This is a genomic window from Anaerophilus nitritigenes, assembly GCF_004138215.1.
GTDB classification, from domain to species: Bacteria; Bacillota; Clostridia; order Peptostreptococcales; family Thermotaleaceae; genus Anaerophilus; species Anaerophilus nitritogenes.
Map to the genome: position 1 here is coordinate 1 of NZ_RYYS01000063.1, position 18,875 is coordinate 18,875.

29 protein-coding genes are annotated in these 18,875 nt (G+C 29.2%); 8 read left to right on the forward strand and 21 right to left on the reverse strand.

Annotation, left to right across the window (positions count from 1 at the left end; all coding sequences use genetic code 11):
• Positions 1–74 precede the first annotated feature (74 nt).
• The 5 genes from EK368_RS09240 to EK368_RS09250 form a co-directional block, all read right to left on the reverse strand.
• Complete coding sequence (locus EK368_RS09240) at positions 75–374, reverse strand: hypothetical protein (protein ID WP_129598776.1); 300 nt, start codon at positions 372–374, stop codon at positions 75–77.
• On the reverse strand, positions 371–493 hold the full coding sequence (locus tag EK368_RS15260) for a hypothetical protein (RefSeq protein WP_279222273.1): 123 nt from the start codon (positions 491–493) through the stop codon (positions 371–373). Before EK368_RS15260 ends, EK368_RS09240 begins: the two co-directional genes overlap by 4 nt.
• Before the next feature lies 1 nt (position 494).
• A complete protein-coding gene (locus EK368_RS09245) occupies positions 495–1,379 on the reverse strand; it encodes a phage replisome organizer N-terminal domain-containing protein (protein WP_341472789.1) in 885 nt (294 codons plus the stop codon).
• A 177-nt stretch (positions 1,380–1,556) separates the two neighbouring features.
• Positions 1,557–1,703 carry a hypothetical protein gene (locus EK368_RS14905; protein WP_165000400.1) on the reverse strand — a complete coding sequence of 49 codons (147 nt, stop codon included), beginning with the start codon at positions 1,701–1,703 and terminating at the stop codon, positions 1,557–1,559.
• A gap of 15 nt (positions 1,704–1,718) precedes the next feature.
• The gene (locus EK368_RS09250) at positions 1,719–1,907 is read right to left on the reverse strand and encodes a hypothetical protein (protein ID WP_129598779.1); all 189 of its coding nucleotides are present in this window, start codon (positions 1,905–1,907) and stop codon (positions 1,719–1,721) included.
• A gap of 67 nt (positions 1,908–1,974) precedes the next feature.
• Here EK368_RS09250 and EK368_RS09255 point away from each other — a divergent pair, with 67 nt between their 5' ends.
• On the forward strand, positions 1,975–2,370 hold the full coding sequence (locus EK368_RS09255) for a DUF2513 domain-containing protein (RefSeq protein WP_165000401.1): 396 nt from the start codon (positions 1,975–1,977) through the stop codon (positions 2,368–2,370).
• Between the two features lie 223 nt (positions 2,371–2,593).
• The gene (locus EK368_RS09260; protein WP_129598785.1) at positions 2,594–2,821 is read left to right on the forward strand and encodes a hypothetical protein; all 228 of its coding nucleotides are present in this window, start codon (positions 2,594–2,596) and stop codon (positions 2,819–2,821) included.
• Here EK368_RS09260 and EK368_RS09265 read toward each other — a convergent pair.
• The 3 genes from EK368_RS09265 to EK368_RS09275 form a co-directional block, all read right to left on the reverse strand.
• On the reverse strand, positions 2,818–3,009 hold the full coding sequence (locus EK368_RS09265; protein WP_129598788.1) for a hypothetical protein: 192 nt from the start codon (positions 3,007–3,009) through the stop codon (positions 2,818–2,820). The genes EK368_RS09260 and EK368_RS09265 overlap by 4 nt on opposite strands.
• Positions 3,006–3,725 (reverse strand): ORF6C domain-containing protein, encoded by a 720-nt coding sequence (locus EK368_RS15190; RefSeq protein ID WP_129598791.1) that lies wholly within the window; start codon positions 3,723–3,725, stop codon positions 3,006–3,008. The genes EK368_RS09265 and EK368_RS15190 overlap by 4 nt, the downstream gene beginning before the upstream one ends.
• A 121-nt stretch (positions 3,726–3,846) precedes the next feature.
• The gene (locus EK368_RS09275; RefSeq protein ID WP_129598794.1) at positions 3,847–4,044 is read right to left on the reverse strand and encodes a helix-turn-helix domain-containing protein; all 198 of its coding nucleotides are present in this window, start codon (positions 4,042–4,044) and stop codon (positions 3,847–3,849) included.
• A 214-nt stretch (positions 4,045–4,258) separates the two neighbouring features.
• Here EK368_RS09275 and EK368_RS09280 point away from each other — a divergent pair, with 214 nt between their 5' ends.
• Positions 4,259–4,627 carry a helix-turn-helix domain-containing protein gene (locus EK368_RS09280; protein ID WP_129598796.1) on the forward strand — a complete coding sequence of 123 codons (369 nt, stop codon included), beginning with the start codon at positions 4,259–4,261 and terminating at the stop codon, positions 4,625–4,627.
• Positions 4,628–4,917: 290 nt separating this feature from the next.
• Here EK368_RS09280 and EK368_RS09285 read toward each other — a convergent pair whose 3' ends face one another.
• Positions 4,918–5,130 carry a helix-turn-helix domain-containing protein gene (locus tag EK368_RS09285; protein WP_279222274.1) on the reverse strand — a complete coding sequence of 71 codons (213 nt, stop codon included), beginning with the start codon at positions 5,128–5,130 and terminating at the stop codon, positions 4,918–4,920.
• Positions 5,131–5,228: 98 nt separating this feature from the next.
• Here EK368_RS09285 and EK368_RS09290 point away from each other — a divergent pair, with 98 nt between their 5' ends.
• Positions 5,229–6,713, forward strand: coding sequence for a recombinase family protein (locus EK368_RS09290; RefSeq protein WP_129598802.1), 1,485 nt, complete (start codon positions 5,229–5,231; stop codon positions 6,711–6,713).
• 17 nt (positions 6,714–6,730) lie between these two features.
• Here EK368_RS09290 and cysK read toward each other — a convergent pair whose 3' ends face one another.
• Positions 6,731–7,657, reverse strand: a complete 927-nt coding sequence (cysK, locus tag EK368_RS09295) for a cysteine synthase A (RefSeq protein WP_129598805.1) — start codon at positions 7,655–7,657, stop codon at positions 6,731–6,733.
• 149 nt (positions 7,658–7,806) lie between these two features.
• Between cysK and EK368_RS09300 the strand changes: the two genes are divergently transcribed.
• Both EK368_RS09300 and EK368_RS09305 read left to right on the forward strand, forming a co-directional pair.
• Entirely contained in the window at positions 7,807–8,169 is a 363-nt protein-coding gene (locus EK368_RS09300; RefSeq protein ID WP_129598810.1) for a sulfite exporter TauE/SafE family protein, read from the forward strand.
• Positions 8,170–8,526, forward strand: a complete 357-nt coding sequence (locus tag EK368_RS09305; RefSeq protein ID WP_279222275.1) for a TSUP family transporter — start codon at positions 8,170–8,172, stop codon at positions 8,524–8,526.
• A gap of 17 nt (positions 8,527–8,543) precedes the next feature.
• On the opposite strand, the gene EK368_RS09310 is transcribed toward EK368_RS09305, so the two are convergent.
• Together EK368_RS09310 and EK368_RS09315 are read right to left on the reverse strand one after the other, a co-directional pair.
• Entirely contained in the window at positions 8,544–9,197 is a 654-nt protein-coding gene (locus tag EK368_RS09310) for a YigZ family protein (protein ID WP_129598812.1), read from the reverse strand.
• Positions 9,198–9,287: 90 nt separating this feature from the next.
• Complete coding sequence (locus EK368_RS09315) at positions 9,288–9,719, reverse strand: NUDIX hydrolase (RefSeq protein WP_129598815.1); 432 nt, start codon at positions 9,717–9,719, stop codon at positions 9,288–9,290.
• A 202-nt stretch (positions 9,720–9,921) separates the two neighbouring features.
• Here EK368_RS09315 and EK368_RS09320 point away from each other — a divergent pair, with 202 nt between their 5' ends.
• Positions 9,922–10,380 carry a DUF3189 family protein gene (locus EK368_RS09320; RefSeq protein ID WP_423243541.1) on the forward strand — a complete coding sequence of 153 codons (459 nt, stop codon included), beginning with the start codon at positions 9,922–9,924 and terminating at the stop codon, positions 10,378–10,380.
• On the opposite strand, the gene EK368_RS09325 is transcribed toward EK368_RS09320, so the two are convergent.
• The 4 genes from EK368_RS09325 to yunB all read right to left on the reverse strand — a co-directional run bounded on the left by EK368_RS09325 (position 10,377) and on the right by yunB (position 14,703).
• A complete protein-coding gene (locus tag EK368_RS09325) occupies positions 10,377–11,042 on the reverse strand; it encodes a HEAT repeat domain-containing protein (RefSeq protein ID WP_129598818.1) in 666 nt (221 codons plus the stop codon). The two genes, EK368_RS09320 and EK368_RS09325, sit on opposite strands and share 4 nt — an antisense overlap.
• A gap of 5 nt (positions 11,043–11,047) precedes the next feature.
• Complete coding sequence (hflX, locus tag EK368_RS09330) at positions 11,048–12,328, reverse strand: GTPase HflX (protein WP_129598821.1); 1,281 nt, start codon at positions 12,326–12,328, stop codon at positions 11,048–11,050.
• Between the two features lie 107 nt (positions 12,329–12,435).
• The gene (locus tag EK368_RS09335; RefSeq protein ID WP_129598824.1) at positions 12,436–13,788 is read right to left on the reverse strand and encodes a sodium-dependent transporter; all 1,353 of its coding nucleotides are present in this window, start codon (positions 13,786–13,788) and stop codon (positions 12,436–12,438) included.
• A 228-nt stretch (positions 13,789–14,016) separates the two neighbouring features.
• Positions 14,017–14,703 (reverse strand): sporulation protein YunB, encoded by a 687-nt coding sequence (gene yunB / locus EK368_RS09340; protein ID WP_243109395.1) that lies wholly within the window; start codon positions 14,701–14,703, stop codon positions 14,017–14,019.
• 136 nt (positions 14,704–14,839) lie between these two features.
• Here yunB and EK368_RS09345 point away from each other — a divergent pair, with 136 nt between their 5' ends.
• Positions 14,840–15,091 (forward strand): DUF2642 domain-containing protein, encoded by a 252-nt coding sequence (locus tag EK368_RS09345; RefSeq protein WP_202976454.1) that lies wholly within the window; start codon positions 14,840–14,842, stop codon positions 15,089–15,091.
• An 85-nt stretch (positions 15,092–15,176) separates the two neighbouring features.
• On the opposite strand, the gene EK368_RS09350 is transcribed toward EK368_RS09345, so the two are convergent.
• From EK368_RS09350 to EK368_RS09370, 5 genes are all read right to left on the reverse strand, one after another.
• Entirely contained in the window at positions 15,177–16,010 is an 834-nt protein-coding gene (locus EK368_RS09350; protein WP_129598828.1) for a TrmB family transcriptional regulator, read from the reverse strand.
• A 17-nt stretch (positions 16,011–16,027) separates the two neighbouring features.
• A complete protein-coding gene (locus tag EK368_RS09355; protein WP_202976455.1) occupies positions 16,028–16,345 on the reverse strand; it encodes an AzlD domain-containing protein in 318 nt (105 codons plus the stop codon).
• A complete protein-coding gene (locus EK368_RS09360) occupies positions 16,332–17,045 on the reverse strand; it encodes an AzlC family ABC transporter permease (RefSeq protein ID WP_129598831.1) in 714 nt (237 codons plus the stop codon). The genes EK368_RS09355 and EK368_RS09360 overlap by 14 nt, the downstream gene beginning before the upstream one ends.
• A gap of 219 nt (positions 17,046–17,264) precedes the next feature.
• On the reverse strand, positions 17,265–18,296 hold the full coding sequence (locus tag EK368_RS09365; RefSeq protein WP_129598834.1) for a hypothetical protein: 1,032 nt from the start codon (positions 18,294–18,296) through the stop codon (positions 17,265–17,267).
• A 75-nt stretch (positions 18,297–18,371) separates the two neighbouring features.
• The gene (locus tag EK368_RS09370; RefSeq protein ID WP_202976456.1) at positions 18,372–18,686 is read right to left on the reverse strand and encodes a YdcF family protein; all 315 of its coding nucleotides are present in this window, start codon (positions 18,684–18,686) and stop codon (positions 18,372–18,374) included.
• Positions 18,687–18,875 lie beyond the last annotated feature (189 nt).

The window sequence follows — 18,875 nt, forward strand, 5'->3', positions numbered from 1 at the left end:
TTCTTTGATGAATAGGTCGCTTTGTGTATCCCAGATGTACACTCTATCTCCTATATTCATCATGCCCTCCTATATCAACTTTCTTCTATACTCAATATCTTCTTGAACCTCCATCCTCTGTTATGTAGTTTAGGAAGATGCTCTTTAAATTTTTCTCTTGTTTCTTTAGGATAATTTTCTAAAATAATATCAACAACCCCTACTGCTACTTGAATAACATCTAATGCCTCCTCTACTATATTTCCTGCATTTTCTTCATTTCTACATTTTTCAAAAGAATCTATTTCTTTTTCAAGTTCTATTTTTTCCTCTTCTAGTTTTTCTTTAAGTTCTGTAATATCTCTATTATTTTTTAATACTGGTATTAATATCACTTTACTGCCCCCTCTAATATCTTCTCAGCCTTTTCTAATGCTTCTTTTACTGTACAATTTTCATCAAAATAAACCTTTACAGCTTCCCTACAAATTTCTTTTAACTTTTCTTTATCCATTTTATCCTCCTATCGAAATTTTCTGTTTTAATTTTTCTTCTAATTCTTCTTTTGTATATTTACCAGTTCTGCTTTCAAAGTTATGGAATCCATTGTTCTTAGATTGCTGTTTTGATTTATTACTATTTGCATTGTTCTTAATTTCCTTATCCTTATAATTCCCCTCTAGCACCTTTACAAAGTTGTTTGGCTTTATTAACCAGTCGAATGTAATAATCCAACCTCGGTCATTCTGCCCCTTTAAAAAAGCGGAACCCTCTATATTTTCAATCGCAAGAATTACTTTCTCTAAACTGTAATCTTTAATCCTAGCTCTCAACATCTTCTCCCTGTTTCCTTTTATGCTTATAAGCTTAGAAAGATTAAGTTTATTCCATGCTTCCATTACTGGTTGCAGTTTACTGCTACAAGCAACTTTAGTTGCTATGTTTTTATCTTTATCTAATTCTTTATCTAATTCTTTATCTGTTGCGTTACCTTCCGTTACTGTAACGTTACATGTAACGTTACTTGGTAATAGCTTTTGTTTTTCTCTATGCTTAGCAACTCTATTTCTAGTCTGTTCTCTAATCTTATCTAATCCCTCTACATTCTGGTGTTTTTCCCAATTAGCAATTTTTAAATATCCATCTTCCATTTCTATCATTCCTAGATTTTTAAATGTAGATAATGCTAATCTAACAGTATTTAATGATCTTCTAAATTTATGTGCTAACATTTCTTCTGTATATGGAATATTTTCTGTCAAGAATATAAATCCATTAGTATTACACTTTCCTGCTTGTGTCAGTAATTTAACCCAGATAACTAATATTGCATCAGCTTCTGGTAAACTCTCTATAAAATCAATTTTTTCATCTTCAAACATTGTTGTAGTAATTTTAATCTACTTTACTTCTGCCAATTCAATCCCCCTCTACTTCATAAGACAATGTATAATTTTCTTTATAATGGTTAGAATTAAAGCCAAAGTGATTGTAAATATTTTCTTATGATTCTTGCGGGGAACGTGTCCCCGCTTAATCCAAATTGGTCTATACATTTTGTATTCTCCTTTGAATTTTTAAAATAAATCTGCTATAATACTCGTAACTATATTTTTTCTACTGACCTTTTTCAGATGGCCGTCTGATAAGGTCTTTTCTATTTTATAAGCAAATATTGGCATAGTTGCTAATGTACTTATAAAAAACATTCCCCAGTAATTCATCTTTTCACCCCCTCTCTAGTACCAAACCACTCCAGAACTAGACTTTGTAATTTGAATCCAACTTCCATTTTTGAAAATCACTTTTACTTTTTCTCCAAAAGGTTTTACTTTGGATATTTCTGCTCTAATTTCATTAGAACTCACATTCCAGTAATATCTAAATAAATCTTGTTGCTTTTGATTGAGCTTATCTGTATCTATCATTTTTACACCTCCTTTAGTTTTTTGCCCTCCTATGGTAAAATTTTGTAGAAAGGGGGTGACGGTATTTATGATTCTAAACTATGACTGTTTAAGAGATGTACTTCTTTCATTAGAAAAAAATCTCTTAATTAATGAAAATTTATCTTTTAATCATATTGATTTGAATCAAATTTTAGCTTTTGATAGTTTAAAAGACTACAAAAAAGAAGATATTTACTACTGCATCTTTAATCTAATAGAAATTAACTTTATTGACGGTAGAATTACATTTGCTGATGGTGGAATTCCTTATATCTGTCTCATCAGTAACATCACCTACTCAGGACATGAATTTTTACAATCAATTAAATCTGATACTATTTGGGAAAATATCAAAACAAAACTTAAGCCAGTTACAGCTTTATCTATCCCTCTTATTACTGATGTGGCAAAAGAACTTATTATTTCTTCTATTGGCATATAGTGTTTGATATTCTTCTTTTAACTCTCCTAGGGATTTATTTTTCAAATGCTCTAATGAGTATAGGTGTCCATTACTTACAACCATATAATCAAATTTTTTTATATCAACAGCACCTATGCTCTTAAGCCATTCTAGTTTTTCTTTTGAGATTTCTTGCATCCTCTCATCTCCTTTAGTTTTTTGCCCCTATATGGTAAAATTTTGTAGAAAGGGGGTGAAATTGATGAAAACAGAAATATTAGTTGATGTTAGACATCTAAAAAGCAAAGAAGAAAAAGAACAGCTTGCTAACTCTATACTTAAACTTGGTTGGAAATTAGATATAACATTTCATAGATTAGCTGCTGAAAATAATCCTCATAGTATTGTTGGAGCATATTTATTCACTTGGCATAAAGATACTAACCCTATCTTTCCTAATGATATTGAATATCAAATATCTAAAAGCTAATTAATCTCGGCTACGATAGTAATACTCTCACTATTGCTGTCGTAGCTGAAACTACAATCAAAAGATGTTACTTCCTTTTGGTGCATTTCTTTTAAATCTGTATTAATTTGTTTTAACACCATTTCACATACTTTTTCTATTGAGTTTTCTGATATATATTCTTTTGATATAATTACTTTCATTGTCATACTTTCACCATTCTCATTTGACTATTGGCTCCTAAGATCATTAATTCTAATTCAGATGTAGGAACCCAATTATCTATAAATTTATAAGCCTTGTCTATTTCTTTAACTGGAGTATCTTTATAACTTGCTACATTCATATATCTTTTATAGTCCCTCCAAAACAAGCTGAAAGCCTTTTTACTAAGTTTTTGATATGCAGGGGTATCTTTACCACCTAATGCTTGTACAATTTTCATTCTTGCCCTTGTAGATAGATTTTCTTGTTGTGCATAGTCAATTGTCATGTTGTTTTCTAAACTAGAAACCCTATTTTGAATGCTTTCTACTTCTCCTACTAACATTCCTACTTGTTGGTTGACTAGTTTTATAGCTTGTACACCTGTAGGAAGTACTGATGTTGCTAACTTTTGTTCCATTTCATGAAATTTATTGATATATGTAGCTGTAAATATTGCTCCTTTTTGCCCTGTAAGTTTGTGTGCTATGAATTCGCAACCTTTTTTAGTTACTTGATAACATTTATACTCTTTTCCAGTCCCTGCTTGATAACTACTCTCTATGAAAAATTCATCAGAACTCAAATTTGAATTTTGACCTAAATATTGAATATAAGTTTCGATATCTCTCAATAAATTACTATGTTGCTTTCCTACCATTTCAGCTACTTCTCTACTATCCAAAGTAACTGTTCTTTCTTTTGCAATTAAATTATTCATATTTTTTACCTCCTTGAAGTTTTCTTTTTAATATCGCTTTTTGTATACGTGCTACTATTGCTAAATGTTCTTTTAATTCTTTTGTCAATTTAATCCCTCCATTTTAATTCAATTAATTTACTTATTTTTCATCTTCTGGAAATAGTTCGTTTAAATGAACATCTAAAACTTTAGATAATTTTCTAGAATTTATTAAACTTGGAACAGTAACACCCTTCATCACATCATAAAAATAACTTTTAGAAAATCCAGTTTTTTCAATAACTTCTGTTGCTGTAAGTCCCTTCATTTCAATAATTTTTTTTATGTTATTATTCAATTGTATCGCCTCTTTTCTGATTAAATTTTACCACTATACCGAACTATATTCAATTTGCGTTTTACCTTAAAACCGAACGTTTTTTACCATTATATCGAACTAAGTTCGTTTCTCTGTACTTTCCTTAATTTTCCTCTAATTTTCTTGTTTACTTTACCGAACTAAATGTTATAATATAGGTACGGTATATCGTACTTATATAGGAGGGGTTACAATGTCTTTAGGTGAAAGAATTAGAAATATAAGAAAATCAAAGGGTTATTCTATAATGAACTTAAGAGAAATGACTGGATTAAGTAAATCAACGATAAGTGATATAGAAAATAATAAAAGTAATCCTACTTCTGAAACTTTGAACAAAATAGCTGACTGTCTAGGTGTTTCTACTTCATATTTATTTAATGAAGAAATAATTGATAACGATTTAAACTCTGATGATAAAAATAAAATAGAAATAGCTGAACAATTAGTAAAAGTTCTAATAGATATGGGAGAAATAAAAGAAAACGAAAAACTTACAGAAGAAAAAAGAGACAGATTATTCAATATGATTAAAAAAGCTATAGAATTATCAAGAATATAAAAAACGACCTTTATTGGTCGCTTTGCTTTATTTTATATAAATTTTCAATAATTACATCAACATCTTTCGTACCATCTTTTTCTTTTATTGCTTTAACTATTTTTTGAATTAGTTTTTTCAATTGTGTCATCTCCTTTGATTTTTTAACCGAACATATGTTCTTGTTTTATTATATACCTCTTACTAAAACATTACAACTCACTAATTACATTAATACTCTAGCATGGATTTCGTTCGCTAGGGCGAATACGCAAAAGTAGTCATAAAAAACTTTTATTCGACAAAAAGAACTATTCTATAATCTCAAATAGTTCTTCAAATTTTATATCTAAAGCAATTGTGATTTTAAAAACTGTAGATGTTTTAGGATCAACTATATTATTTTCTATATCTGAAAGAGTAGATTTTGATACATTAGAAATTTCAGAAAGCTTATCAAGGCTCATGTTATGTTTTTTTCTTATATCTTTTAGATTACATTTAAGATTAAGAAAATCTCTCACCTTCTTAATATTTTTATTCTTATTATTTATCAAAATTTGATGTTTTTCAACAATTTTCAACAAAATTATATATGTAAATTTTACCAAGGAGGGATATCGTGAAAATAGGTGTGGGTTATATTCGTATGAGTACAGATAAACAACAAGAAAGTCCAAAGGTGCAAAAAGATATTATAGAAGAATACGCAGAACAGAACAATATAAAAATATTGAAATGGTACGAGGACTTAGGTATATCTGGTGGAAGTTTGAAAAATAGAGAAGGTATGATGGAGCTTATATTTGATGCTGAGAAAAAGCTATTCGACATGGTTATATCTTTCAAGTTAGATAGGATATTCAGAAATATAGAAGAACAAAGTGTCATTCTTAGCAAATTTGATGATCTTGGTATTAAATTCATTGGGATAAAAGATCCAGAAGGAGAGGGGGCAAGTGGTAGGCTTATAAGGAATATTTTGGGGGCAATCAATCAATTCGAAAGAGAACTTACAGGAGAAAGAATTTTTTATTCAAATAGGCATATAGCCAAACAAGGATTGTGGCCAGGTGGAGTTTTGCCTTTAGGATATGATCTCAATAGTGAAACTAAAACACTCATAATAAATAAAGAAGAATCAAGATTAGTAAATTTAATTAAAGACTTATACTTTAAATATAGATCATGCTATAAAGTAGCACAAGAATTAAACAATATGGGATATATGACCAAGCAAGGGAGAAAGTTTTCAGGAGTAGCTATATCAATAATATTGCGTAACCCTACCTATATGGGAAATTTAAGATGGAACTTAAAAGGTAAAGATCAAGATAAAATGGAAATTTTCGAGGGGCAACATAAACCTATATGGTCACAAGAAGAATATAATGAAATACAAAGAATACTAGATAGTAACGTAAATAATCAATATGGAAATAAAAGATCATATCTACTTAGTGGTATCTTAATATGTGGAGATTGCGGATATAAATTAAGACCAAGAATGACAGGTAAAAAATCTTATTATTATAAATGTGTTTCTGGAGATGAATTTGGAAAAGATTTTTGTAAAAATAATTGTAGTATAAATACCAAATTAATACATCCTATTGTTATAAAAAAATTAAAACAAAATATAACAAATGCTAATTTAAGCTATGACAAACCTATTTTAGACAACAGTAATAGTATGGATATAGAAAGTGAAATAAAACGTTTAGAATCTCTTATAGATAAGTATAAAAATCTTTACTTGATGGATATGATTTCTTCGGATGAATTAAAAGAAAATGTAAGTAATTATAAAACACAAATACAAGTATTACAGCAAACAAATAGCAAAAATGATAACATAGACGATACAATTATAGATTTATTAATTAATTTTAATGGAATATATGAAGATTCAAACAATATAGAGAAAAAGGATTTAGTAAACTCTCTTATACAAGAAATAATAATCTATGATAAATTTAATTATCTGATAAGTTATAAAAATTTAGGAATAGCAGGATGGAAGTCACAAGACAAAATTAATATAAAAACAAATAAAAAATCTATTAGAGAACAAGAAATAGAAAGAATTGTAAAAGAATTAGAGTAGCTTTCGCCACCCTAATATTATGCTTCTGGATAAAAGTTGTCAACCGATAAGTATCGTTCTCCATAATCTGGTGTAATCACAACTATTTTCTTTCCTGCTCCTAATTCTTTTGACTTTTTTATTGCTCCATAAATAGCTGCTCCCGATGAAATCCCCACTAAAATGCCTTCTTCTTTTGCTATTATTCTAGCTGTTTGTAAAGCATCTTCATCTTCTACTTGAACAACTTCATCAATTATATTAGTATTTAAAATTTTAGGAATAAATCCTGCGCCTATTCCTTGAATTTTATGAGGTCCAGGCTTTTGACCAGAAAGGACTGCTGAATTTTTAGGTTCAACTGCTACTACCTTGACTTTGGTCATTTCTTTTTTTAGTACTTCACCAATCCCTGTAAGTGTTCCTCCTGTTCCTACCGCTGAGATAAACATATCAAAATCTCTATCCATTTGTTCTAAAATTTCAAGTGCAGTAGTCTTTCTATGGATTTGTGGATTTGCCTTATTTTCAAATTGTTGTGGCATAAAATAAGAAGGATTTTTGCTTACAATCTCATTGGCTTTATCAATAGCCCCTTTCATTCCTAAATTTCCATCTGTAAGTACAATCTCTGCACCAAATGCTTTTAATAGCTTTCTTCTTTCTATACTCATAGTTTCTGGCATGACTAAAATTACTTTGTATCCTTTTGAAGCTCCAATCATAGCAAGTCCTATCCCAGTGTTTCCACTTGTGGGTTCTACAATAACAGAGCCTTCTTTTAAATAACCTTCCTTTTCACCTACTTCAATCATATTAAGCGCTACTCTATCCTTTATACTACTTCCTGGATTAAAGGATTCAAGCTTTAAATAAACCTCTGCATCATCTTTTCCAACAAGTTTATTTAATTTTATGATAGGTGTATTTCCTATTAATTCTACAATATTATTAGCTATTTTCATAATATACCTCCAATTCATAGCTTTCTTATCGGAATTTATGTGTTTATTTTATAATATTTTTATAAATACGTCAATAGACTCATAAAATATCTTTAATAGCTCACACTATATAATATAGGTAATTTATTAATAATGATGTAGGTGAATTCATGAAAAAAAATTTATTTACTTTTAGGTTTATTGCATTAGGTATTCTCACTGGTCTTGTTAATGGACTTTTTGGTTCTGGGGGAGGTACGGTTTTAATTTTAGGTTTATTATTTATACTAGATATTGAGCAACATAAAGCTCATGCAACAGCCATATCTGTCATTTTACCTCTTGCCATTGTCAGTACCTTTATCTACCTAAGCAATGGTATTATTGCTTGGGATATTACAAAACAGATCATTATAGGAGGTATTATAGGAGGATATATAGGTGCAAAGCTTCTTTCTAAAATTCCTGAAAAATATCTTAGAAAAATATTCGCTTTATTTATGATTGTAGCCTCTGTAAGGATGGTGTTTTAATTGTTGATATTAATAGGACTTCTCTCAGGAATCATAGGAGGTATGGGAATTGGAGGTGGAACCATTTTGATTCCTTCTTTAATATTTTTCACTTCCCTTACTCAACAACAAGCACAAAGTGTAAATCTCATCTCATTCATTCCTGTAGCATTGGTTGCTTTGATTACACATCTCAAAAATAAAAATGTTGAGACAAAAATATCCCTTCCTTTAATAGGCTTAGGAATTATAGGTGCTATTTTGGGTTCTTTTTTAGCTGTTCGTCTTTCACCTATTCTTTTGAGAAAATTATTTGGTATTTTTTTATTTTTGATGGGAATCTATGAGTTTTTTTATAAAGAAAAAAGCCGTAACTAACTTTACGACTTTTTTCTTTACCAATCCTTTAAGATTTTTCCTTTTAATTCATTTAAATATAAAGTATCTTCTATCTTTACTTCACCTTTAGCACTCGTAAGATTTCGAAGCATATTGATCATTTCTTCACTTTTGTGTACTGGAGAATACACATATAGATTCACAGCCTCATCAAATACTGTATCTTTGATAATATAGCCTGCATTTAATACTTCATTTTGAACTTTTCCAAGCATTGTATAATCTATTCTTATTTTTATCAAATCATAAAGTACCTTTTCAATCAGTTTGCCTTCTTCCATAACAAGTTTTGCAGTATTGGTATAAGCTCTCACCAACCCTCCTGTTCCTAATTTGATTCCTCCAAAATATCTTGTAACAACAATGGCTACATTTTTAATATCTTCTTTTTTTAACATGTCTAATATAGGTACTCCTGCTGTTCCAGCCGGTTCTCCATCATCACTATATCTTTGTATTTCATTATTCTCTCCAATCATATATACGGGAACATTGTGAGTAGCACTTTTATGTATAGATTTTATGTCTTCAATAAATTTTATAGCATCTTCTTCATTCTCTACAGGCTTTATATATCCTATAAATCTTGATTTTTCAATTAAATGTTCTATTTGAGCATATTCTAATATAGTTTTATATCTTTTAAGCATACCTTTCCTCCTCCATGAAAAGCATTATTGATAAAGTTAAACAATCCTTCAAATAATAAAACAAGAGTAGTTTAAACTACTCTTGTTTTATTATACCATCATTTCTGCTCCTACCAAATCTTTATATTGTTCATAGGCAAGATATACTAAAGAATGATCCTGAGGATATGTAATTTTCTCTAATGCCTCATCTATGTTGAAAAATCCTACTTCTTTAAATTCTAACTCTTTATTCAATCTACAATTTGTATCTACGGCACGCATCAAATACCAAATAATCTGGTTGCAAACAGGTTTTTGTCTCGTTAATGAAAAAAATTCGTAACAAGTTTCTCCCACCGTCGAGATAATTGTTGCATCTACACCCGCTTCTTCCATTACACGGTTGATGGCAACATCTCTTGAGAGATTCCCATTACGAATTACTCCTTTAGGTAATACCCATTCATCTTTTTCATTTTTTAAAAGCAAAACCTTTTCCTCAAAGAATACTACGCCTCCGGCGCAATTTCTAAAAAGCATGGAGCATGCCTCCCTTCATATTATATATCCTTATCATATACTATATTTTCCCACTTTTCAAGACTATTCAGAAAATTTTATTTCTTATTTTCTAATTTTTTCTTTAATTGTATTATATCTCTTTTTTTCTAAAAAATACATGATCTTTTCATAATTCAATTCTTTTTCACACATACTAAATAAAAATCCCTTGGAGGTGATTATGATGCATATCATTTATCATTGTGTAGGTGGATGCCATTCCTCTTGTACAGCCGCTGCCATTCATTTAAATATGCTTCCTTCAGATTATGTTCCTAACGAATATGATCTTTTAAAGGTGCCTTTTTTTGATGCTTTGGAAAAAAAAGATGCAGGTAAAATTATTTATAGAGGTACAGATGAATGGGGAAATCTAATCTATACATTAGGTAGACAATTTGTTCCTAATATTGTATTATCTTCCATAATCGACATGTGGAAAATATTGGAAAATTCTAGTGAACAGCTTCTTCTTGTCAATACTATTCCCTGTGTAAATACACTTATGCGTATTGGAGGCTTTTCTTCTAGAAGATTACACTGGGTCAAATTTGGCAGACCCATTGTAGCAAAAGGTACCATACAAGCTTATGAAAACATTGCCCAAGTAGTAGAGGAAACTAAAAAAATAATTCACTAAATTTTTTTTAGTTTCCTGTCAATATGATCTATAGCTTCATGAAAAGCTTTTTTCACATACTCTTTTTCATTAGGATTATATATAAGTCTTTTTAATCTCATACTAGATTCTTCATTTCCTATTTTTCCCAAAGCCTTTGCAGCATATTGTCTGACTTGTGGTTTTTTATCTAATAAAGCTTTATGTAGATAAAAAACTCCTTTTTCATCCCCAAGCTTATATAAAGCTGAACAAACCATTCTTCTTACATTTCCATGGGGATGACTTATATCTTTATACAAAATTTTAGATAATGGCAAAAGTCCTAGTTCTCCAATAATCCAAATCAACACTATTTTATCTTCTGCATGATTTATTTTTTCATAAGAATGATAAATCTTTTTACCTAAATATTTTTTTTCCTCTACAGACATATTGTCTATTATTTTGATTCTTTCTTCTTTACTGATCTCAAGCATTTTTTCTAAAATAGATTTTTCATAGTCTTTTATTTGGAACTGTTCTGTCTTTGCTAAAATAATTTCTTTTTTTACCTGCTCCTCACTCATTCTTCGAATCTTAGCAATTAAATCAATGCTTTTTCCTTCTTTATATAAAAGATAAGTAATCCTATAATCTTTAGAAAAATCTATATTTGTCCATAGATTTTTACTATCATTCATATTTGCTACTCCTCTAAAATATATCCTTTGTACTTATTATAATCTACAGAGCCTAAACAAGTCTTTATATAAACTCCATCTTCTCTATATTCCCTTTGCTGCACTTTTGTTTTGTCACAAAGATAAGATACAATTTGCCCTTGATCATAAGGAAGAAGCATTTGTACATTATTCATATGAATAAATAACTTTTCTTTTATGAGGTTAATAAGATTACCCATTCCTATTCCTTCTAATGCAGATAAATGAATAGACTCTTCTTTTAGAGGAAGTATTTTATCATCTATTTGATCAATCTTGTTAAATACCAAAATCGTATTCTTCTCTTTAATTCCCAATTCTTTCAATACTTTCTCAGTAACCTCTAGTTGCATATTAAAATCATCATTTGTAGCATCTACTACATGAAGAAGTAAGTCTGCATCCTGTGCTTCTTCTAAGGTTGCTTTAAAAGCCTCTACTAATGCATGAGGAAGCTTACTGACAAATCCTACTGTATCAATAAGAATAAATTCTTCTTTAGTAGGTAATGCTATCTTTCTATGAGCCGTATCTAGTGTTGCAAACAACATATTTTTTACATATACTTTTTTTTCTTCTATAGTTCCTGATATTTTCATAAATTCATTCATCAAAGTAGATTTCCCTGCATTGGTATATCCAACTAATGCTACAATAGGAATTTCATTTTTTTGTCTTTGTTTTCTTTGAATTTGCCTATTTTTTTTAACTTCTTCAAGCTCTTTTTTAATATCATGAATTCTACTTAGTATATGTCTTCGATCTAATTCAAGTTTTTTCTCGCCAGGACCTCTTGCACCTATTCCTGCACCTGTTTTAGATAAAGATTTTCCAAGTCCTACAAGTCTAGGCAATCTATATTGAAGCTGAGCTAATTCTACTTGTAGCTTTCCTTCTTTAGATTGAGCTCTATGTGCAAAGATATCTAAAATTAAAATGGTTCTATCAATTACTGTTACATCCATAGCCTCTTCAAGATTTCTAATTTGTGCTCCTGAAAGTTCATCATTAAAAATAACTAGATTAGCATCCATCTCGTCACAAAGAATTTTGATTTCCTCAACTTTTCCTTTTCCTATGTAAAATGCCACATCAACTTTTTGTTTATTTTGTATCATCTCATGAATAACTGTTGCTCCTGCTGCTTGTGCTAATTCTTTTAGTTCTTTCATTGAACTTTCAATATTTATTTCTTTATTACTTCCTGTACTCATTCCTACTAGTATAGCCTTTTGTTCTATAACTTCTATCATTTCATTCTCCATACAATCACCAACCTTATTTTGTTCTATCTCTTTATTATAAACGATTATAGGTAGATCTTGCATATATTTTAAAATAAAAAGAAAAAAGACCGAGAAATATCTCGATCTTACAAAAATGAACGTATCATTACAATTAAAATAGCTATTGGTCCTATATATTTTACTAAAAATGACCATATTCCAGCCCATCTAAATGAAACCTCTCCATTATTTTTTACTTCTTTTATAGCTTTTTCCGTTCCCCAAATCCAACCTACAAATATACACAATAAAAGTCCTCCTAAAGGAAGTAATATATTGCTTGCAACAAAATCAAATGTATCGAAAAATCCTCTTCCAGGTAAAATATTAATATGTGACCATGGTCCAAAAGATAAAGCTGCAGGAATTCCTAATAAAAATATAAGAAACGCTATAAAAAAAGTTGCCATTTTTCTATTTATTTTCCATTCATCTACTACATATGCTACAACAACCTCTAACATAGAAATAGAAGAAGATAAAGCTGCAAATAATACAAGTAAGAAAAACATCACTTCAAAAATAGAGCCAAAAGGCATTTTTGCAAATACTGCTGGGAAAGTAACAAATATAAGTCCTGGTCCTGAAGATGGATCAAATCCAAAAGCAAATACTGCTGGAAGTACTGCAAGTCCAGCTAAAATGGCAACCCCTGTATCAATAAGCGGAATAATAATAGAGCTTTGTGAAATGTTAGAATCTTTTCCTAAATAGCTTCCATAGGTAATCATACATCCCATTCCTAAGCTTAAAGAAAAAAATACTTGTCCTAATGCATCTAATACTACACCTATGGTAATCTTTGAAAAATCTGGAACTAATAAATATTTAATTCCTTCACTTGCTCCAGGAAGAGTCATAGAACGAATAGCTAATATAATAATAATCACAAAAAGACATGGCATAAAAATTTTACTAGACTTTTCTATACCTCCTCCTACTCCCCCTAATACAATGAGTAGCGTAGCAATCATAAAAAGTCCATGAAAGAAGATAGGTTCTGTTGTCCCTGTAATAAGATTTTCAAACATAGTACCAAGAACTTGTGCATCTGTAACTTGTAAAGCTCCTGTTAAAGATTTTATAGTATAATTAATAACCCATCCTCCAATTACACTATAAAATGAGAGAATTAAAAATGCAGCCACAACCCCTAAACTACCTACCCATCCCCAGCTATTTTTGATTTTTCTATATGCTCCTATTGCATTGAGCTGAGTAGATCTTCCTAACGCAATTTCTGCAATCATCAATGTAAAGCCTACTAAAAACAATATAATAAAATAAATGAGTACGAAAGCACCTCCCCCATTTTTTCCTGCTACATACGGAAATTTCCACAAATTACCTAATCCAACTGCTGATCCGGCTGCTGCCAAAATAAATCCAATTTTTGACCCCCACTGTTCTCTGGGCTGTTCTTTATTTATATTTGACATGTAATTCCTCCTTTGTCTATTTTTTAAAAAATTTGTTATGATTCTTGCAATTTTTAGACATTTTTCGACTTGTATTGATCTATTATATTATAAGGATTATATTTTTTCAATATGCATCAATCCATTTAAATCTTCCAATTTATTCAATTGTCTAAGTTTTTTTAATTTAACGACAATAAACCTTCATTCTCTATTTAAAGAATGAAGGTTTATATTGAAAAATATTTATTATTTTCTCATGCTATTTGGAGCTAAATTGAGCATTTGCTCTTTTGGTACAAAAATATAATTTTCTGGTACTCTTCCTACAATAATAGTTTCTGCAACTGGTATAGAAGTTTCTACCATAGCAGGATTTGAAGAAAAAGGAACAATAATTCTCACTTGTGTTCTTACTACAAGATAAATCTTATGTCTTGTTTGATTAATTCCAGATTGTTCAAATTCCGTCTTAAAATTTACATTTACCATTCCAATGGGGGTAACATTAATATTAATTCTAGGACCATATTTTGCAAGAATTTGACTTTCAAACACTGTACCTAGGGGAACACTAACATTAGATGTTTTGATTTGACGAATATTATCTTGAACAGTTAAAGCTACTTCGGAGGCAATTTTATTCATCATGATGGTATTAGCCTGCATCATAGTCACATTTCCTTCATTATCTGTTCTTATAGAAATCAAATCCTGATATTTAATATCTTCAGAGATTTTAGAATTTACCGATTCATTAATAGCTCTTGTTGCAATTTCTCTTGCCTTTACTTCTGCTATTGCTAAAAAAGCAGGCTTAATTTTTGTGTCAATTAATAAAAATCCATATATAAGTACTAAAAAAATAAGTATGATACTTATAAACACTTTTAAGCTGCCTTTCATTTTTTTATGACCGTATCTTCTGTAACGCAAAAAATCACCCCCTTCATATATAAATATGATAAAGGTGAGTGATTTAGTGATTATTTTTATTAGTTCAAAATAATGTAACAAATATATTTTTAATACATACTCTAATATTAATCAAAAATAAAGGAGGATCTTAATAATGTATTTTAGCCATATGATAAATCCTAATACATTTCCTATTCAAACTTGCTCTTTAGTTGATCCCTATGTAGTTCAGACTTTACAAACCATAATTGGAAAAAGAATAATTGTAGATACAGTCAGAGGAGTTGTTCAGGGAGTGCTAATAGATGTAAAACCTGATCATGTCGTCTTAAAAGAACTTGATGATGATGAACCAACTTTTGTTCGTATTCAGCAAATTGTTTTTATAATGCCTATTCCTAAATAAAAATATATTTTTCTATAAATCAAAAATCACCCCCTTCTTATCTAAACATATTTCTTTGGGGTGATTTTCCCATACAAGCTATTTTTTATTTAAACTTTTTAAATTCTTCTTCTGTAAAAGCAAAGTATTCCTTTCTTACATGATCTAAAAATTTTTCATATTCTTCTCTTTGTTTTATATCCAATTGATTGGCATAAAGATTCACCATCAAATCATGAACAACATAATCTTCACTCATATCTACAAAATCAGGATCTTTTGCCCATGTAATTTGACTGTCTTCTCCTCTAGATATAATTCCATATAATACATGAATCCCATCCACTGTAACTGTCATATATCTTTCTTTTTTTTCTGACAGATGTCTTTCTATTCTTCTATGAGTTACTAACTGTTCATAAGGATTATTTCTTCCAAAATACATCCCTCTTAACACAACTCCTCTTTGAATGGCATCATTTAATGCTTGTGAAATATCATTGATTTCTTCTTCCCATATAGAAAGTACAATACGCCTTTTTGCATCATGAATCAATAAATTTAAAAAATCAATAATCTTATCTCTTCCTTGAATCACTATTAATTTATGATCATTTTCTTCTTTTAGATAAACTTTTTTAGAATATTCCTCAATATGATAAAATATGCTATCAAAACTCTTTTTAAACTTACCAATCAATAATTTTGGATCTAGAGGTTTATATACACTCATAGTATCTTCCATTTGTTCAAATACTAATTGTTTATTCTTTAAACTATCTAATACCTCATAGATTCTTGATCTGGGGATACCCGATGTTTTACTTAATGTATACCCATTGACTGGATATTCTTCTAAAAGACTTAAATATGCCTTTGCTTCATACTCTGTTAATCCTAAATTTTTTAAATCTTCAACAATCAATAGAGCATCATTCATATTATACCCACCTATCTTTATCCTGTATGAACTAAAATAACTATAAATGTTACAAAAATTGAACCTAATATAGGTATAATTATACCCCCTTTATGCCATACATATATAGCTGCAAATCCAATTCCTAGTATGGATGCCTGGGGTATACTAGGAGTCGTATAAAATACATCAGGAATTAGAAGTGCTCCTAAAGCTGTATAGGGAATTAATTTTAAAAATTTATTTAGCTTAGTAGGTATTTTTTCTTTAGAAAGGATAAAAAATGGAATTAATTTAGGTATATACGTAACGATCATCATTCCTACAATCAATAGAATATAATTATTCATCTCCATTCACTTCCTCTTCTTTTAATAAACATGAACCTAATAAAGATATAGAAATAATACTTACTATTAAAGTCCATCCTGGGGGCAAAGTTGTTAATTTTTTTAATAAAGTATTGACTAAACCTGACAAACCAATTAAAAATGTAATCAATTTAGACTTTTTAGCTTCTGGTATTAAAATAGCTATAAACATAGCATACAAAGCTATACCCATACTATCTTTTATATTCTCTGGCAGTATTCCTCCTAACCAGTATCCCATAACTGTACCTGTTACCCAAGAAAAATATCCCAAAAATTGTAATGGCAACATAAACTCTTTTGTAATTTCTTCATGCTTAAATGATGCTATTGAAAAAATTTCATCTGTTACACCAAATGCAATAACTGGAATCCATTTTTTAATAGCATCTGTCATCTTTGTAGCAAGTGATGCACTCATTAAAAAATAACGAAAATTTACTAATAAGGTTGTTACTATAATTTCTCCTATTCCTACCCCTAAAGTCAATAAATTTAAAGCTATAAATTGACTTGCTCCTCCAAACACAAAAACAGATATTAAAAAACTATCCTTCATGGAGATTCCTACTGTCTTTGATAAAATTCCAAATGCCATAGCAATTGGAAAATATCCTATAAAAATAGGCACTCCTGCCATAACTCCATCTCTTAGGCTTAGCTTTTTTATGCATTGTGCTTGCATATAGTCCTCCCACCTCTTCATATATTTAAGTAGTAACTACTACAGTAACTACTCCCTAATAATCATTATAGTAATTATTTCAAAAAGTGTCAATTTAAAGAATGATGGGCACATTTTAAAATTTTGTAAATAGATTGAATATTCATTTTTATTTATTCTATCTCCAACAAAAATCACCCTATTCACATATAAATGGGTGATTTTATTAAATATTAAATATCAAATTTCAATTTTTATGATTTCTTCTGGAATTTTCTTAAACCATGAAAACAATTCCACATCAATATTACCCTTAAAATCTTTTTCTACTGGTTTAATCTTACACAATCGACTCTGAAATCCATTGCTTCCAAGTTCTCTATCTGATTTAAAAAACATGATAGAACATGAAGAAGATTTCTGTACTGGTCTATCATCTAAATATTTCTTAGAATAGAAATTAAGCTGTATATCATCTTCTGTTTCATATTCAAGCATTGCTAAATTCATTCCTTTGGGACAATTTTTCTCAATCACATCTAAATATCCTTCTTTCATCTCCTTAACTTGTTCCTCTGACAAAACTTTCATCATTTCCTTTTCAAATGTATTCTCTACTTCTTCCCAAACATCATAATGCTCTATCTTGTCAATATAAAAAATTCGATTTTTCTTTTCGATAGAATCATAAAAGTAAAACTTGTTTCCTCTTTCTATTTCACCAAATTCAAGGCATATTGGCTGATTGATTAGTACCTCTTTAAAATCTTCACTAACCGTTAAAGTAATATCTAATTTCTTTGAATAATCTATTTTAGGAAATTCTTCATTTTCTTTTTGCTCATAAGCTGCAATCACTATATCATCCAAATGGACTTCATTCCAATTTGTTGTATCTATTCCCTTTTCTATAAAATGCTGTAGCTTCATATACCCTTCATAATCCCTTACATACCCTGCACTCGAAGAAATAAATTTCATCTTTTGGTTTTGAATAATTATTTCAGATATATAAATATTTATATCATTCATTCCTTCTCTCATATGATTCATCATTTCATCTTTGTTTGTCCTACTTTCTATTCTTTCTTCTTCATATATTTCTTCATCAACACAGCAAGGCTTTTGATACATGACCCATAATACACTTTTATGATCTTCTAAAGTAATAGAAAGTAAATGTACATCAATTCCTCTAATATTTACTATTTTATTTATAAAAATTTCTTTTTTAGGTAAAATCATATTTTTCTTTAAATTTTTTAAAAACATACACTATCTCCTTTGTATACTAAGCTCTTTTTTCATCCCCATTTGCCTTCCCCTCATGATTTTATATAAAAATATCTATAATAACCTATAAATCTGATATCCAATATAATAAAATACCTCTCTTGCCAAGAATAATAGTTTGCTTTTTAATGTTATATATTTGCTTGTAGGTGTAGGAGAAAAATAAGCTTTGAATCCATAATCTTTTGCCATTAACATAGCTCTTTTCATATGCAACGGATCACTAACTAAGATAACACTAGAAATTTCATTATTTTTTGCAATTTTAGTAGCATAAAGTATATTTTCTTGAGTGATTCTAGATTGTTCTTCTATTAAAATATCTTTACTAGGAACTAAATTTTTTATTGCATAATTTCTTGCTACCATCGATTATGAAATTTTATTATTTTCTCCTTTTCCACCAGTAAAAATTAACTTATCAACATACTTATTTTTGTATAACCAAATTCCATGTTTAATTCTTTCTTCAAAAACTGGTGATGTAAGAACAAAAAGATATTCCTTTAAATGCTAATGTAATTATTCCGATTATTATCAGCTCATATATTATAATCA

Excerpts from the sequence above, each read along its gene's own strand:
- EK368_RS14905 (WP_165000400.1), bottom strand. The coding sequence starts at position 1,703 with ATGAATTACTGGGGAATGTTTTTTATAAGTACATTAGCAACTATGCCA.
- EK368_RS09250 (WP_129598779.1), bottom strand. The coding sequence starts at position 1,907 with ATGATAGATACAGATAAGCTCAATCAAAAGCAACAAGATTTATTTAGA.
- EK368_RS09335 (WP_129598824.1), bottom strand. The coding sequence starts at position 13,788 with ATGTCAAATATAAATAAAGAACAGCCCAGAGAACAGTGGGGGTCAAAA.
- EK368_RS09255 (WP_165000401.1), top strand. The coding sequence starts at position 1,975 with ATGATTCTAAACTATGACTGTTTAAGAGATGTACTTCTTTCATTAGAA.
- EK368_RS09365 (WP_129598834.1), bottom strand. The coding sequence starts at position 18,296 with ATGTTTTTAAAAAATTTAAAGAAAAATATGATTTTACCTAAAAAAGAA.
- EK368_RS09265 (WP_129598788.1), bottom strand. The coding sequence starts at position 3,009 with ATGACAATGAAAGTAATTATATCAAAAGAATATATATCAGAAAACTCA.
- EK368_RS09325 (WP_129598818.1), bottom strand. The coding sequence starts at position 11,042 with ATGAATGATAGTAAAAATCTATGGACAAATATAGATTTTTCTAAAGAT.
- EK368_RS15260 (WP_279222273.1), bottom strand. The coding sequence starts at position 493 with ATGGATAAAGAAAAGTTAAAAGAAATTTGTAGGGAAGCTGTAAAGGTT.
- EK368_RS09310 (WP_129598812.1), bottom strand. The coding sequence starts at position 9,197 with ATGCTTAAAAGATATAAAACTATATTAGAATATGCTCAAATAGAACAT.
- hflX (WP_129598821.1), bottom strand. The coding sequence starts at position 12,328 with ATGGAGAATGAAATGATAGAAGTTATAGAACAAAAGGCTATACTAGTA.
- EK368_RS09345 (WP_202976454.1), top strand. The coding sequence starts at position 14,840 with ATGTATTTTAGCCATATGATAAATCCTAATACATTTCCTATTCAAACT.
- EK368_RS15190 (WP_129598791.1), bottom strand. The coding sequence starts at position 3,725 with ATGAATAATTTAATTGCAAAAGAAAGAACAGTTACTTTGGATAGTAGA.
- EK368_RS09370 (WP_202976456.1), bottom strand. The coding sequence starts at position 18,686 with ATGGTAGCAAGAAATTATGCAATAAAAAATTTAGTTCCTAGTAAAGAT.
- EK368_RS09355 (WP_202976455.1), bottom strand. The coding sequence starts at position 16,345 with ATGGAGATGAATAATTATATTCTATTGATTGTAGGAATGATGATCGTT.
- EK368_RS09350 (WP_129598828.1), bottom strand. The coding sequence starts at position 16,010 with ATGAATGATGCTCTATTGATTGTTGAAGATTTAAAAAATTTAGGATTA.
- cysK (WP_129598805.1), bottom strand. The coding sequence starts at position 7,657 with ATGAAAATAGCTAATAATATTGTAGAATTAATAGGAAATACACCTATC.
- EK368_RS09260 (WP_129598785.1), top strand. The coding sequence starts at position 2,594 with ATGAAAACAGAAATATTAGTTGATGTTAGACATCTAAAAAGCAAAGAA.
- EK368_RS09280 (WP_129598796.1), top strand. The coding sequence starts at position 4,259 with ATGTCTTTAGGTGAAAGAATTAGAAATATAAGAAAATCAAAGGGTTAT.
- EK368_RS09315 (WP_129598815.1), bottom strand. The coding sequence starts at position 9,719 with ATGCTTTTTAGAAATTGCGCCGGAGGCGTAGTATTCTTTGAGGAAAAG.
- EK368_RS09360 (WP_129598831.1), bottom strand. The coding sequence starts at position 17,045 with ATGCAAGCACAATGCATAAAAAAGCTAAGCCTAAGAGATGGAGTTATG.
- EK368_RS09320 (WP_423243541.1), top strand. The coding sequence starts at position 9,922 with ATGATGCATATCATTTATCATTGTGTAGGTGGATGCCATTCCTCTTGT.
- EK368_RS09300 (WP_129598810.1), top strand. The coding sequence starts at position 7,807 with ATGAAAAAAAATTTATTTACTTTTAGGTTTATTGCATTAGGTATTCTC.